Source organism: Pseudomonas sp. BF-RE-25 (assembly GCF_019956105.1).
Classification (GTDB): Bacteria; Pseudomonadota; Gammaproteobacteria; order Pseudomonadales; family Pseudomonadaceae; genus Aquipseudomonas; species Aquipseudomonas migulae.
The window spans coordinates 23,465-36,263 of the sequence record NZ_JAHBDB010000033.1; the positions used below are offsets into that span (position 1 = coordinate 23,465).

At 60.4% G+C, this 12,799-nt stretch carries 16 protein-coding genes; 7 read left to right on the forward strand and 9 right to left on the reverse strand.

Annotation, left to right across the window (positions count from 1 at the left end; translation table 11 throughout):
• Positions 1-54 precede the first annotated feature (54 nt).
• Both KGB24_RS15920 and sutA read left to right on the forward strand, forming a co-directional pair.
• Positions 55-480: a secondary thiamine-phosphate synthase enzyme YjbQ gene (locus KGB24_RS15920; protein WP_008030499.1), complete on the forward strand. Its 426-nt coding sequence runs from the start codon at positions 55-57 to the stop codon at positions 478-480.
• A 101-nt stretch (positions 481-581) separates the two neighbouring features.
• On the forward strand, positions 582-905 hold the full coding sequence (gene sutA, locus KGB24_RS15925) for a transcriptional regulator SutA (protein WP_008030496.1): 324 nt from the start codon (positions 582-584) through the stop codon (positions 903-905).
• A gap of 199 nt (positions 906-1,104) precedes the next feature.
• On the opposite strand, the gene KGB24_RS15930 is transcribed toward sutA, so the two are convergent.
• The 6 genes from KGB24_RS15930 to lptM are packed head-to-tail and all read right to left on the reverse strand — an operon-like array spanning position 1,105 to position 5,712.
• Positions 1,105-1,809 carry an HAD family hydrolase gene (locus tag KGB24_RS15930; protein WP_207284929.1) on the reverse strand — a complete coding sequence of 235 codons (705 nt, stop codon included), beginning with the start codon at positions 1,807-1,809 and terminating at the stop codon, positions 1,105-1,107.
• The gene (xerC, locus tag KGB24_RS15935) at positions 1,806-2,705 is read right to left on the reverse strand and encodes a tyrosine recombinase XerC (protein WP_008024378.1); all 900 of its coding nucleotides are present in this window, start codon (positions 2,703-2,705) and stop codon (positions 1,806-1,808) included. Before xerC ends, KGB24_RS15930 begins: the two co-directional genes overlap by 4 nt.
• 2 nt (positions 2,706-2,707) lie before the next feature.
• Positions 2,708-3,433, reverse strand: coding sequence for a DUF484 family protein (locus tag KGB24_RS15940; RefSeq protein ID WP_192416630.1), 726 nt, complete (start codon positions 3,431-3,433; stop codon positions 2,708-2,710).
• 13 nt (positions 3,434-3,446) lie between these two features.
• Positions 3,447-4,277 (reverse strand): diaminopimelate epimerase, encoded by an 831-nt coding sequence (gene dapF / locus KGB24_RS15945; protein WP_223415412.1) that lies wholly within the window; start codon positions 4,275-4,277, stop codon positions 3,447-3,449.
• 4 nt (positions 4,278-4,281) lie between these two features.
• The gene (gene lysA / locus KGB24_RS15950; RefSeq protein WP_223415413.1) at positions 4,282-5,529 is read right to left on the reverse strand and encodes a diaminopimelate decarboxylase; all 1,248 of its coding nucleotides are present in this window, start codon (positions 5,527-5,529) and stop codon (positions 4,282-4,284) included.
• A 9-nt stretch (positions 5,530-5,538) separates the two neighbouring features.
• On the reverse strand, positions 5,539-5,712 hold the full coding sequence (lptM, locus tag KGB24_RS15955; protein ID WP_008024369.1) for an LPS translocon maturation chaperone LptM: 174 nt from the start codon (positions 5,710-5,712) through the stop codon (positions 5,539-5,541).
• A gap of 317 nt (positions 5,713-6,029) precedes the next feature.
• On the opposite strand from lptM, the gene cyaY reads away from it, so the two are divergent.
• The 3 genes from cyaY to rnk all read left to right on the forward strand — a co-directional run bounded on the left by cyaY (position 6,030) and on the right by rnk (position 7,239).
• The gene (cyaY, locus tag KGB24_RS15960) at positions 6,030-6,362 is read left to right on the forward strand and encodes an iron donor protein CyaY (RefSeq protein WP_008024366.1); all 333 of its coding nucleotides are present in this window, start codon (positions 6,030-6,032) and stop codon (positions 6,360-6,362) included.
• A 4-nt stretch (positions 6,363-6,366) separates the two neighbouring features.
• Positions 6,367-6,594 (forward strand): DUF1289 domain-containing protein, encoded by a 228-nt coding sequence (locus KGB24_RS15965; RefSeq protein ID WP_223415414.1) that lies wholly within the window; start codon positions 6,367-6,369, stop codon positions 6,592-6,594.
• Positions 6,595-6,828: 234 nt separating this feature from the next.
• On the forward strand, positions 6,829-7,239 hold the full coding sequence (gene rnk, locus KGB24_RS15970) for a nucleoside diphosphate kinase regulator (RefSeq protein ID WP_223415415.1): 411 nt from the start codon (positions 6,829-6,831) through the stop codon (positions 7,237-7,239).
• Between the two features lie 6 nt (positions 7,240-7,245).
• On the opposite strand, the gene KGB24_RS15975 is transcribed toward rnk, so the two are convergent.
• The 3 genes from KGB24_RS15975 to KGB24_RS15985 form a co-directional block, all read right to left on the reverse strand.
• The gene (locus KGB24_RS15975; RefSeq protein ID WP_223415416.1) at positions 7,246-10,089 is read right to left on the reverse strand and encodes a class I adenylate cyclase; all 2,844 of its coding nucleotides are present in this window, start codon (positions 10,087-10,089) and stop codon (positions 7,246-7,248) included.
• A gap of 193 nt (positions 10,090-10,282) precedes the next feature.
• Entirely contained in the window at positions 10,283-10,528 is a 246-nt protein-coding gene (locus tag KGB24_RS15980; protein WP_008024358.1) for a TIGR02647 family protein, read from the reverse strand.
• A gap of 278 nt (positions 10,529-10,806) precedes the next feature.
• Positions 10,807-11,091, reverse strand: coding sequence for a hypothetical protein (locus tag KGB24_RS15985; protein ID WP_008024357.1), 285 nt, complete (start codon positions 11,089-11,091; stop codon positions 10,807-10,809).
• 124 nt (positions 11,092-11,215) lie between these two features.
• On the opposite strand from KGB24_RS15985, the gene KGB24_RS15990 reads away from it, so the two are divergent.
• On the forward strand, positions 11,216-11,875 hold the full coding sequence (locus tag KGB24_RS15990) for a glutathione S-transferase family protein (RefSeq protein WP_223415417.1): 660 nt from the start codon (positions 11,216-11,218) through the stop codon (positions 11,873-11,875).
• Between the two features lie 197 nt (positions 11,876-12,072).
• Positions 12,073-12,747, forward strand: coding sequence for a glutathione S-transferase family protein (locus tag KGB24_RS15995; RefSeq protein ID WP_223415418.1), 675 nt, complete (start codon positions 12,073-12,075; stop codon positions 12,745-12,747).
• The last annotated feature ends 52 nt before the right edge of the window (positions 12,748-12,799 follow it).

Sequence of the window (12,799 nt, forward strand, 5' to 3'; positions counted from 1 at the left end):
CTTTGTTTTTTCCCAGAGCGCGCTAGAATGCGCCCCGAACGTGCGGAGAACTGTATGTGGCAACAGACTCTGATTACCCTGCGGGCGAGGCCCCGGGGCTTTCATCTGGTAACGGACGAGTTACTCGCCGGCCTGCCTGAACTCAAGGCGTGTCGGGTCGGTCTGTTGCATTTGTGGCTGCAGCATACCTCGGCGTCGTTGACCATCAACGAGAACGCCGATCCGGCGGTACGTCGCGACTTCGAACGATTTTTCAATCGTCTGATCCCACAAGGAACAGACGGCTATGAGCATAACGACGAAGGCCTGGACGACCTCCCGGCGCACTTCAAGGCCAGCGTGCTTGGCTGTCAGCTCAGTTTGCCGATTTCGGCGGGCCGACTGGCGTTAGGGACCTGGCAAGGCGTTTATCTGGGCGAGCACCGTGATTTTGGCGGTGCCCGTAAAGTCCTCGCCACCGTGCACGGTGAAGAGGCATGAACCGCTGGTCACCAGCGGTTATTGAATTTTTCCGGCAGCCTTCGACAGAGGGCAAAGCTGGGCTATAACTAATCTGCTTTTCGCAAGTCATGAGGTAGAACATGAGCGACGATGATCTGGAAAACGACGACCTCGAAGTAGGCGACGACGACGAAACCGAAGAAGGTCTGGAAGCAGCGGCGGAAGACGTCGCTGAAGACGACGGCGGTGATGCGCCCGTTCCGACCGCCAAAGGCAAAGCCAAGGCAGCGGTATCGGTCGATGAGCTGCCGAGCGTCGAAGCAAAAAACAAGGAACGCGATGCCTTGGCCAAGGCCATGGAAGAGTTCCTGGCCAAGGGCGGCAAGGTGCAGGAAGTGGAGGCCAATGTGGTCGCCGATCCTCCCAAGAAGCCTGACAACAAGTACGGCAGCCGGCCTATCTAAGCGTCTGCCCTTGCTTGCTGAAAAAGCCCGCCGTCGCTGCGGGCTTTTTCATGTCTGTAAAAAAGTCTGGAGACCTGTGTAGATCCCCTGTGGGAGCGAGCCTGCTCGCGATGGCGGTGTCTCAGTCAACATCAATTGTGAATGTTAAGGCCTCATCGCGAGCAGGCTCGCTCCCACAGGGTCGGTAGTGAACTCAAGGTCAGTGATGGACATTCCACCGCGCCAGCAACGCCGGCAGCTCGGTCAGGCTGCGAATCTCGGCGTCCGGCGCTTTCTGCGCTTCCCACAATTTGCCTTGCGGGTTAAACCAGATCGCCCGCAACCCCGCCTGCTGCGCCCCGGCAATGTCATCACCCGGATGGTCGCCGATATGCACCGCCGTCGCGGCCGTTGCGCCGCCACGCTTCAGCGCCTCATGAAACAGGCGTGCGTCCGGTTTGGCGATGCCTATGTCTTCGGCGCACAGTGCAAACTTGAAGTAGTCGGCCAGCCCTAAACGGCGCACATCGGCATTGCCGTTGGTGACGACGCCGAGTGCATAGTGTTTGGCCAGCGTCTCCAGTGTCGGCTCGACTTCCGGGAAGATTTCCAGCTGATGCCGGGCATGCAGAAACACTTCAAAACTCTGATCGGCCAGGTCTGACGCCTGTTCATGGCCGTAACCGGCTTCTTCCAGTGCGTGGAAAAGCACCCGACGACGCAAGGCACTGATTCGATGCTTGAGGCCCGGTTCGCTGCCCAGAATGCGCTCGCGAATCCCCCACAAATGCTCCACCGGCACCGCGCCCAGATTCGGTGCATGTTCGGTCAGCCATTCACGCAATACGGCTTCGGCGCTGACGATGACCGGGGCGGTATCCCACAAGGTGTCGTCGAGGTCGAAGGTGATCAATTGGATCGTCATGAATCATCGCCCTTAATGCGTTTGGCCCGTGGATGGGCGCTGTCGTAAACCGTCGCCAGATGCTGGAAGTCCAGGTGGGTGTAGATCTGGGTGGTCTTGATGTCCGAGTGGCCGAGTAATTCCTGCACCGCGCGCAGGTCCTGCGAGGACTCCAGCAGGTGGCTGGCGAAGGAGTGTCGCAACATGTGTGGGTGCAGGTTTTGCCCCAGTTCACGCTCACCGGCGGCCTTGACCCGCACCTGAATCGCCCGAGGGCCGAGGCGCCGGCCTTGCTGGCTGACAAACACGGCGTCATCCGCCGGGTTGGTCATGGCGCGCAATGGCAGCCACAACTCCAGGGCTTCGCGGGCCTTTTGGCCGACCGGCAACAGGCGCGTCTTGCTGCCTTTACCAAGCACCTGAACCATGCCGTCGGCCAGGTCCAGTTGATCGAGATTGAGCCCGGTCAGCTCCGAAAGCCGCAAGCCCGAGGAATAGAACAGCTCCAGAATCGCCTGATCCCGTCGCGCCAGAAAGTCATCCTCCACCGCACCTTCAAGCAGTTGCAGGGCTCGGTCGGTGTCGAGGGTTTTCGGCAATCGCCGCTCGCCTTTCGGCGGCGCCAGGCCATTGGCCGGGTCGTGATCGCAAAGGCCTTCGCGGTTCAGATAATGATAGAGCCCACGCACGGCCGAGAGCAGGCGCGCCAAGCTGCGCGACGATTGACCCTGGGAATGCAGGCGGGCGATCAGGCTGCGCAGGCGCTGAATGTCCAGCGCGGCCCAGCTGCCGATGTTCTGTTTGACGCAGAAGCCCAGCACTTTGTCGAGGTCGCGGCGGTAGGCGTACAGCGTGTGGGGCGACACCTGTCGCTCACTGCGCAGGTGTTCGCAGTAAGCGTCCAGTTGCCGTTCCACGATCAGCGTACCGAGCGCAGAGAGCTGTTGACCCGTGGCAGCACGCGGCCCATGACTTCGGCGATGTAGCTGAGGAACAGCGTGCCGACCGAGCTTTTGTAGTGCTGCGGATCACGGCTGGCGATGGCGAGGACGCCGTGAATGCCTTGATGGCTGATGGCGACGACGGCGGTCGAGCCGATCTGCTTGCGCTGCTCTTCGCCGAACAGGAAGTCCAGTTCATGCTCGCGCAGGCTGCCGCTGACGCTTTTGTCTTCCGAAAGCAAACCACCAATTGCCGTTTGCGCGTCGGCGTGGGTCACCCAGCGGCCAACCGGCATCGGGTTGTCGCCCAGCAGGATCAGGCTGACAAAAGGCACCTGAAAGTCCTGACGCAGACTATCTTCGACGCTGATCACCACATCTTCCAGGCTGGTGGCGTCCATCAGCGCGAGAATCAGGCGGCGGGTCTTGTCGAAGAGACGGTCGTTGTCGCGGGCCACGTCCATCAAGTGCGACAGGCGATGGCGCAACTCGATATTGCGGTCGCGCAGGATGGTCATCTGGCGCTCGACCAGCGAAATGGTGTCGCCTCGCTGGTGCGGAATGCGCAGGGCCGGGAGCAGTTCTTCGTGCTCGACGAAGAAATCCGGATGAGCCTCCAGGTACGCGGCAATCGCCGCCGCCTCAAGGCTTTCGGAAGGGGATTCGTCGGGCTGTAGGGCGGGAACCTGGGGCTTGTCGGTCATGGGTTTGACTCACTCAAAGACGTACTTGTCCTTCATATACACGGACTGCCGGGCCGGTCATCAACACCGGTTGGCCAGGGCCTGCCCATTCAATGGACAGACGCCCGCCGGGCAGGTCGATCAATAGCGGCGAATCCATCCACCCCTGGCTGATCGCGGCCACTGCAGCAGCGCAGGCGCCGGTGCCGCAGGCCTGGGTTTCCCCGGCGCCACGTTCCCAGACGCGCAGCTGCGCGCGGTTCCGGTCGATGACCTGGAGAAAACCGACATTGACCCGCGCCGGGAAGCGCGGGTGATGTTCGATTTTCGGCCCCAGTTCATGCACCGGTGCGTTGTTGATATCGCTGACACGCAGCACGGCGTGCGGATTGCCCATCGACACGGCGGCGAGTTCCACCGTGGTGCCGTCGACGTCGAGCGAGTAGCTCGACGCCTGAGTGTCGGCAACGAACGGGATGTCGGCCGGCACCAGGCGCGGTGCGCCCATGTCGACGCTGATCTGGCCGTCACTGCGGATATCCAGCTCGATAATGCCACTTTTGGTTTCGACGCGAATCTGCCGTTTTGCGGTCAGGCGCTTGTCGAGTACGAAGCGGGCGAAACAGCGCGCACCGTTGCCGCACTGTTCCACTTCGGAACCGTCGGAGTTGAAGATCCGATAGCGGAAATCCACGTCCGGGTTGCTCGGCGCTTCGACGATCAGCAACTGGTCGAAACCGATGCCGGTGTGCCGATCGCCCCATTGCTTGGCATGCTTGGGCAGGATGTGCGCGTGCTGGCTGACCAGGTCGAGGACCATGAAGTCATTGCCCAGGCCGTGCATCTTGGTAAAACGCAGCAGCATGGTTTTACTCCGGCAGCAGGCTTTCGCCAGCAAACAACTCGGCTACCGTCTCACGGCGACGCACTTCAAATGCCTGATCACCGTCCACCAACACTTCAGCGGCGCGGCCGCGGGTGTTGTAGTTGGAACTCATGACAAACCCGTAGGCGCCGGCCGAATGCACAGCCAGCAGGTCGCCTTCTTCGAGGGCCAGCTGACGATCCTTGGCCAGGAAGTCGCCGGTCTCGCAGATCGGCCCGACGATGTCGTAGGCACGAGCGGCGGTGGTGCGAGGGCGCACGGCGGTGACGTCCATCCAGGCCTGGTACAGCGCCGGGCGGATCAGGTCGTTCATGGCCGCGTCGACGATGGCAAAGTCTTTGTGTTCGGTGTGCTTGAGGTATTCGACCTGAGTCAGCAGCACGCCGGCGTTGGCGACAATGAAGCGGCCCGGCTCGAACACCAGCGCCAGGTCACGACCGTCGAGACGCTCGCGCACGGCTTTGATGTAGTCGGCAGCCAATGGCGGCTCTTCATCGCGATAACGCACGCCCAAGCCACCACCGAGATCGATGTGGCGCAGGTAAATGCCGCAATCGCCGAGGCGGTCGACCAGGCCCAGCAGGCGGTCGAGGGCGTCGATGAACGGCGGCAGGGTGGTCAGTTGCGAACCGATGTGGCAATCGACGCCGACCACTTCCAGGTTCGGCAGCTGCGCGGCGCGCACGTACACGTCTTCGGCGTCGGCAATGGCGATGCCGAACTTGTTCTCTTTGAGACCGGTGGAAATGTACGGGTGCGTGCCGGCATCGACGTCCGGGTTCACACGCAGCGAGATCGGTGCGCGAACGCCCAGCTCGGCGGCGACGATTTGCAGGCGTTCCAGCTCATCGGTGGACTCGACGTTGAAGCAGTGCACGCCGACTTCCAGGGCGCGACGCATGTCGTCACGGGTCTTGCCGACACCGGAGAACACGATCTTGTCGGCGCTGCCGCCGGCGGCCAGTACGCGTTCCAGCTCGCCACGGGAGACGATGTCAAAACCGGCGCCCAATCGCGCCAGGACATTCAGCACACCCAAGTTGGAGTTGGCCTTGACCGCGAAGCAGACCAGGTGCGGCATGCCGGCCAGTGCATCGGCATACGCCAGGTACTGGGCTTCGATGTGGGCACGGGAGTAGACGTAAGTCGGGGTGCCAAAGCGTTCGGCGATGGCGGACAGGGCAACCCCTTCCGCGAACAGCTCGCCGTCACGGTAGTTAAAAGCGTCCATGGCGTTCCCTTATTGGTAGACGTCGTGCTTGTGTGCTTTCGACGGCTGCTTTTGCGAGGACTTGGCCTGCTCGGCAGGGTCCTGGGAGTCGTCAGGCAGGTACAGCGGGCCTTTTTGACCACAGGCCGACAATAAACAAGCGACCGCGACGAGCGCAGCAAAGGAAGAGATCAGGCGCTTCATGGCGAAATCCTTGAAAATGCGTTAATTGCGCCGGAGTATACCGGCCACCCGGCAGCTTGCCTATGCGACCAGGGTCCCGTCCGGCGGGGCTTCGCATGAAGCCGGCTAGCAAGGTGCAATCCCTGTGGGAGCGAGCCTGCTCGCGATGGCGGTGTGTCAGGTGACGATGATGTTGAATGTGCCGGCCTCTTCGCGAGCAGGCTCGCTCCCACAGGTGTACCTAAATCGGCCCTTGGTCGTTATCCTTTGCAATCACCGGGGCTCGCCCGTATCTTGCGGCGCTTGAGCCTGATCAGACACTTTTTGAGGTTGCCGTAATGAGTTTGTCCGAAGCGCGTTTCCACGATCTGGTCGATGCCACCCAGCAAACCCTGGAGGACATCTTTGACGACAGCGACCTGGATATCGATCTGGAGAGCTCGGCCGGTGTGCTCACCGTCAAGTTCGAAAACGGCACTCAGTTGATCTTCAGCCGCCAGGAGCCCCTGCGTCAGCTGTGGCTGGCGGCGGTGTCGGGTGGGTTCCACTTCGACTACGACGAAGAGAGCGAGCGCTGGATGTGCGACAAGAGCGAAGAGCAGCTCGGCGAGATGCTTGAGCGCATCGTCCAGCAACAGGCCGGCGCTGAATTCGATTTCGAAGGTCTGTGAGATCGTGACCCAGCCGGCCCCTGTTCGACCGCCCAAGCCGCTTTACAGCAATGTCAGCCCGGCGGTGCCTTCGCCGTGCAGCGGCGTGTGTCGGCTGGATGAGCAGAAGGTCTGCCTGGGGTGTTTTCGCCATGTCGAAGACATCCGCGAATGGCGCTCGGCGGATGATGAGCGCCGGCGCACGATTTGCGTCCAGGCCTCCCATCGCAAAGCCAGCGCCGAGCCCTTGTAGGAGCGAGCCTGCTCGCGATGGTCGTTAACGATGACGAGGGCTGTCTGGATGAGCGCGGCGTGTTCACGTTCTTCGCGGGCAAGCTCGCTCCTACAAAATGTGGCCCTGCTTGTATATTTTTTGAGCTGTGATAGTGTCCAGAAACGCCTCAACCCATCGAGGCTCGTGAAAACCCCGCCTTTTTCTGGCGGGGTTTTGCTTTTTCTGTGCAGAAGAAAGGAGTCTGCCTCTATCATGACCGCACCTTCCATCACCCTTACTCGTCTGGACGTTCAACGTCTGGAACGCCTGATCGACAGCCTGGACGACACGCTGCCGGGCGTTATCGCGCTGCAAACCGAACTGGATCGCGCCGATACCGTGGTCGGTCACGATGAAGTGCCCGCCGATGTCGTGACCATGAATTCCAGAGTGCATTGCCGCGAAGAAAGCAGCGGCAAGGATTATCACCTGACGTTGGTGTACCCCAGGGATGCCAACGCGGACGAAGGCAAAATCTCCATTCTGGCGCCTGTCGGTAGCGCACTGCTGGGCCTGAAGGTTGGCCAGCACATCGATTGGCCCGCTCCGGGCGGCAAAACCCTCAAGCTGACCCTGCTTGAAGTCGAATCGCAACCAGCCAATGGCGGCCCCTTCCCGGAATAACTTGCCTCAGACCAGCTCGAGCGCGTCATTCAATGCGCGCTCCAGATCGGCCTTGTAGCGCAGGTACAAATTGCTTGAGCTCTGACCATCACCGAGCAGGCCCGACAGGTCCAGGTCGGTGATGTAGCAGCGATAGCGATCGGTTTCACGGCGCTGCTCGACGATTTCCCGGGCGACCACACTGAACAGTTGGTCGCCATGCTCCAGCTCTGAAAATTCCCGCTGATTGCAATACAACGTGACTTGCACCTTGCCCGGTGCGGCTTTGCCGATGATCGCCTGCACATCATAGAACGGCTTGTTGACCGGAGTTTGCGGCGCGAGTCGGGCTTCGACCCGGCGCGCTCGTCCGGGGCCCGACGGCAGCAGTTGGTAATACAACGTGTCGAGGCTCAGTGGCTGGGCGGCGTCCATCGGCAGCAAGGCATCGCGCCGGTACTGGATCGATTGCAGGAAGCGTTGCAACGGCACCAGCAGGCTTTGTTCGTCGTGATAGGGCAAACGCTGCTGCCACAAGGCATTGAACTCATCCAGCACGTACAGATCGGCCTGGTCATCCTGAGTCCGGTAGAACACCTGAATGCACTCGGGCTGACCCATGGGCAGAATCAGCGCCAGGTCCTGATCCTCCAGCGCCATTGGGTCCAGGTGCAGCGGGCTGTAGCTCGCCAGCTCTTCTCCGAGGTAGTCGAACAGCGCCGGCAGGGTGGCGAGGGCGACGTGATTGACCTGCCCTGGCACCAATTCCAGCACGTGATAATGCTGCTGGACCTGAATCAGGTAGCGATGATTGAGCTTGCTCAGCAGCAGGTTCTGCGCGGTGTCGATCACTTCCTCGACCCGTTGCGCAATGAACTGCGCGCGGTTGTGGCAGAAACAACGCACCCGCAACTTGGGTTGCTGTGGGCCGTTCGGCAGGTTGTTGAGGTAATCGCGCAGGCAGTCGAGCAGGGCGTGAGGGCCATCGAAGCGATTGACCGACACCTCGTTCCAGCTGTTGAGCGTGACCTGATCCAGGGTCAGCACCAGGTTCTCGCGGACTCCGGCGTAACTCAGCGAGTCAGTGCGCTCGGTGGTCATCAGAATGTTCAGGTCGCGGTGATGCTTGAGCGGATCGACGCCGACGTTCACCAGAATCAGCACCTCGCTCGGCACGCTGGCGCGCAGCAGCGGTTCTTCGGCGACCGTGGGCAGGGGCAGGGCGATGCTCTGTTGCAGGCTGCCGAGCAGGTTGAACAGTTCGAATTCGCTCAGGTCACTGTCGCCGGGATGCAGCGCCAGGCGCGTGCTGCTATCGATCACACCGTTGCGATGGCACCAGGTCAGCAGTTCCAGCAATTGGCGGCTGCGCTTGATCGGTGCGAAATGCTCCCACTCGAGGGCGGTCAGGCTGCCGTTGTACAAGCCCCACTGGGTTTGCCCCGATTCTTTTTTGTCTGGCGCATGCACCAACGTCAGGGTGTCTTCGGCCAGGTCCGGGGCGATGCCCGGATTGATGAACTCGACTTTGTCGGCCTTGCGCTCGAACGCTGCGTACAGACGTCGGCCCAGCACGTTGAGGTCGCGCTTGTTGATCAGGCTGACGGTCTGTTCGCTGCGGGCAAACTCCGTCAAAAAGCGGTAGCTGTAATTCAGTTCGTTGACCAACGCCCGGCGTTCGGAGCTGACCTGCCGGACTTTCCATTGGCTACGGCTATCAAGCAGCGCCAGTTGACGCTGATCCCAATGCCATTCGTGGGCCAGGCGTTCAAGCAACGAGCGCTGCCAACTCTGGGTGCGGCTGCTGCCAGTAAGTTTACGATTGACCTTCAGGTACAACGCGCGCCGCACCAGCTCCAGGCGCTCCGATTCGCCACGGGCGGTGAGGTATTCCTCGATTCGCCGGTAAACCACGACGTACGGGTCCAGCTCATCGAGGTCGAGCTGGTTGGCGAACACCGCTTGCTTGAAACGCAGGCTCAGGCACTGAACCCTGGGGTGTTCGCTGGCGTAGACCTCGGTCAGCAACAGCTTGAGCACCGACTTGTAGGGTGACTCGATCCCTTTGAACAACTGCCAGAGCCCGGCACCGATGAATTCGCCGGGCGGGATATACGCCAGGTGCCCAAGATCCAGGGTTTCGTCGGCACGGATGAAACGTTTGGACAGCAGCGTGTGGGTGTAGCGGTCGTACGCGGCCTCTTCGTATACCGGCACCAGCCACCAGATGGGCGTGCGGCCAGCCAGCCAGATTGCCGTGCGGTAGAACTCGTCCAGCAGCAGGTAATGCTGGGTGGTGCCGCAGTCTTCCGAACTCAGTTGATTATCCCGCTCGCCGAGCACGAAGCGGGCCGGGTCGATCAGGAAAAAATGCGCCTCGGCGCCCTGGCTCGCGGCCCAGGTTTCGAGCAACTGGCACTTTTTACGCAGCTCGTTGAGTTCGCTTTCGCTCAAGTCCGGTGCGTGACAGACCCACACGTCCATGTCGCTTTGATCGGCCTGCGCCAGGGTGCCGAGGCTGCCCATCAGGAACAGGCCGTGAATCGGTCGCGGTGGATTGCTGCCGTGGCGCGGCTTGTATGAAAACGAGCGGGTCAGGCGCTGGGCTTCGGCCAGGGCGTTGGCGTCAGGCTCGAAGTTCGACAGCCCGGCGGGCGTGCTTCCGGAAACGTAACCCGGCAACAGCGGATGATTGACGTGGAAAAACAGCGGCAGCAGGGTCAACACCCCTTGCTGGCGGGTCGACAGCCCTTCCATGGCCCGCGCCATGCGGCCCTCGTTGAGCTTCAGAAAACGTGCGCGCAACTGACCGAGAACCTTGCGGTCGATTCCCTCGTCCAGATCGGGGCGGATTTCATGGGTGCGGGTCATGTCAGCTCAAACCGGCTCGCAGGGCTCGGACGTGGAGGATCTCAGGATGAGGGGCAGTTTAGCGCCTCGGCCCCGGGATATTCAGGCTGATTTTGTTTTTTTGGCGTCAGATTTCTATCGTTGGGCGACAGTTCGTATCGAAGAGTGCCCGCGGAAATCCCGTAGCGGGGGTTTCCGTGGGCGATACGGTGGGTCAGGCTGTTTCCTGGACGCTCAGAATGGTGAGAACGGTTTGCACACTTTGTGCGGCATCACGACCCAGGCTGGTCAGATAACCGCCATCGGGTTGGTCGATCAGTTCTTTTTCGAACAGGCGTTGAGCGGCAGCTATGGCTTTCGGGGCAGCGGTCTGATGAATTTTCAAACCTTCCTGGGAACTGTCCAGGTTGAAGAGTGCGAGGATTTCCAGTTCGGCAACCAACTCAGGGGTAAGCGACATAAGGACTCCAGACTTTCTAGGAATTGGACGACAGCGCCCCTAAGGTGATCCCACTCGCGCGGCATGTCCAGTGCTCACGACAGGGTTTTTTCTCTTCGGGAAGCATTCCCCGGCAGCGGGGTGCGTACCAGTGTAGTCAGGGTCTGGAAGTCGGCAGGAGTGATTGGTCACAAACTGTGTGGGAGCGGGCTTGCTCGCGAATGCAGTGTGTCAGGCAGCAACAATATTGACTGACCCACCGCATTCGCGAGCAAGCCCGCTCCCACAGAGGTATTCGCTTACTTCTTTTCCGGCGGCAATTCCGGCAAGGCACGCAGTGCCGCTTCGTACCATTCGGTGTTGAACGCGCGGTCTTCTTCGAGGATCGCGTCGATTTCTACCGCTAAAACGTGAGCCATCAGGTTGAGGATTTCCTCACGCTCGTAACCCACCAGGGTCAACTTGTTGAAGGTCGCCTTGGCGGCTGGCGGGTTGTCGCTCTCGATCTGGTTTTCGATCGCTTCGATCAGGGTATTTTCGGTGAATTCTTCTTCGTCGCTATCGATGTCGGTTGGCTCGCTCATGGCAGGCTCCTCAAGTTAAGGCGGGCAGTTTACCTGCATTCAGCGCTGTGATGCTGCTGGCGAGAAACCCCCGGGCGTTCTATAAACAGGCACTGCCAACCCCGCACGGCCTGGAGGCTTCGTGATGCTCAAGCTTTATGGATTTTCCGTCAGTAACTACTACAACATGGTGAAACTGGCGCTGCTGGAGAAAGGACTGCCGTTCGAGGAAGTGCCGTTTTATGCGGGGCAGAGCCCTGAGGCGCTGGCCATCAGCCCCCGTGGCAAGGTGCCGGTGCTGCGCGTCGAGCAAGGGTTCGTCAACGAAACCTCGGTGATTCTCGAGTACATCGAGCAGAGCCAGAAAGGCACGCCGCTGCTGCCGAGCGATCCCTTCGAGCGCGCACAGGTCCTGGCGCTGGCCAAGGAAATCGAGCTGTACATCGAGCTGCCGGCTCGTGCCTGTTATGGCGAAGCATTTTTCGGCTCGCCTTTACCCGACGCCATCAAGGACAAGACCAAAACCGAATTGCTGCTGGGTTTTGCCTCGCTTGAACGGCACGGCAAGTTTGCCCCTTATGTCGCAGGCGACAGCCTGAGCATTGCGGATTTGTACTTCCTGTACAGCGTGCCGCTGGCCTGTGCGGTGGGCCACAAGCTGTTTGGTGTTGACCTGTTGGCAGACATGCCAGCGGCCAAGGCATTGCTCGAGCGCCTGGAGCAGAACCCGAACGTGCAGAGGGTTGCGGCGGACAAGGATGCGGCGATGCCAGCGTTCCTGGCGATGGTGGCGTCCAAGAAATAAAGAAGTGGCGGCCATTGTGTGTGTCAGAAGATTCGCAATCTTTTGTCCCATATGGCCGTCGCCCTTGTCCGACGGACCGTTCAGGCATTTCCGTCTTACGCGGTAATAACCAGGTTCTTCCACGACCCCGGGTATTGGTTACTTTGAGCATCGATCGTTTCCGATCAGGAAACTTCCACGGTCAAGGAGACCCGACGATGCTCAAACTGTATGGCTTTGCGGCCAGCAATTATTTCAACATGGTCAAACTGGCACTCCTGGAGAAAGGCGTGCCGTTTGAAACGGTTCCGTTTCATGGATGCCAGAACCCGGACATCCTGGCGGTCAGCCCGCGCGGGAAAGTGCCGGTACTGGAAACCGAACAAGGGTTCTTGAGCGAAACGGACGCGATCCTCGATTTCATCGAAGAGACTCAACCGGGCATTTCACTGTTGCCGCAAACGCCGTTTGAAATGGCAGGCGTTCGAGCCTTGGCCAAGGAGATCGAGTTGTATATCGAACTGCCGGCGCGAGTCTGTTATGTCGAGGTGTTCTTTGGTGGCAGGCCGACCCCCGAGGCGCTGAAGGCCAAATCCGAGCGAGACCTGATCAAGGGATTTGCCGCCCTGAAACACCGGGCGCGGTTTGCACCGTACGTTGCGGGCGAACAGTTCACCCTGGCCGATTTGTACTTTCTTTACAGCGTCGATCTGGCTGTTGACGTCGGAAAGCGTTTGTTCAGCGTCGATTTCCTCGGCGACATGCCCGGCGCCAAAGCGTTGCTGGAGCGCCTGGCGGATAACCCTAATGTACAAAAAGTCGCCGCTGACCGGCTGGCCGAGGCGCCTGCCTTTTTGCAGCGGGTGGGAGCCGTTGGGCGCGCGACAGCCTGAGCATAAAAAAGCTCGATGGCCTTTCAGCCATCGAGCTCAGGTATTACAGAGG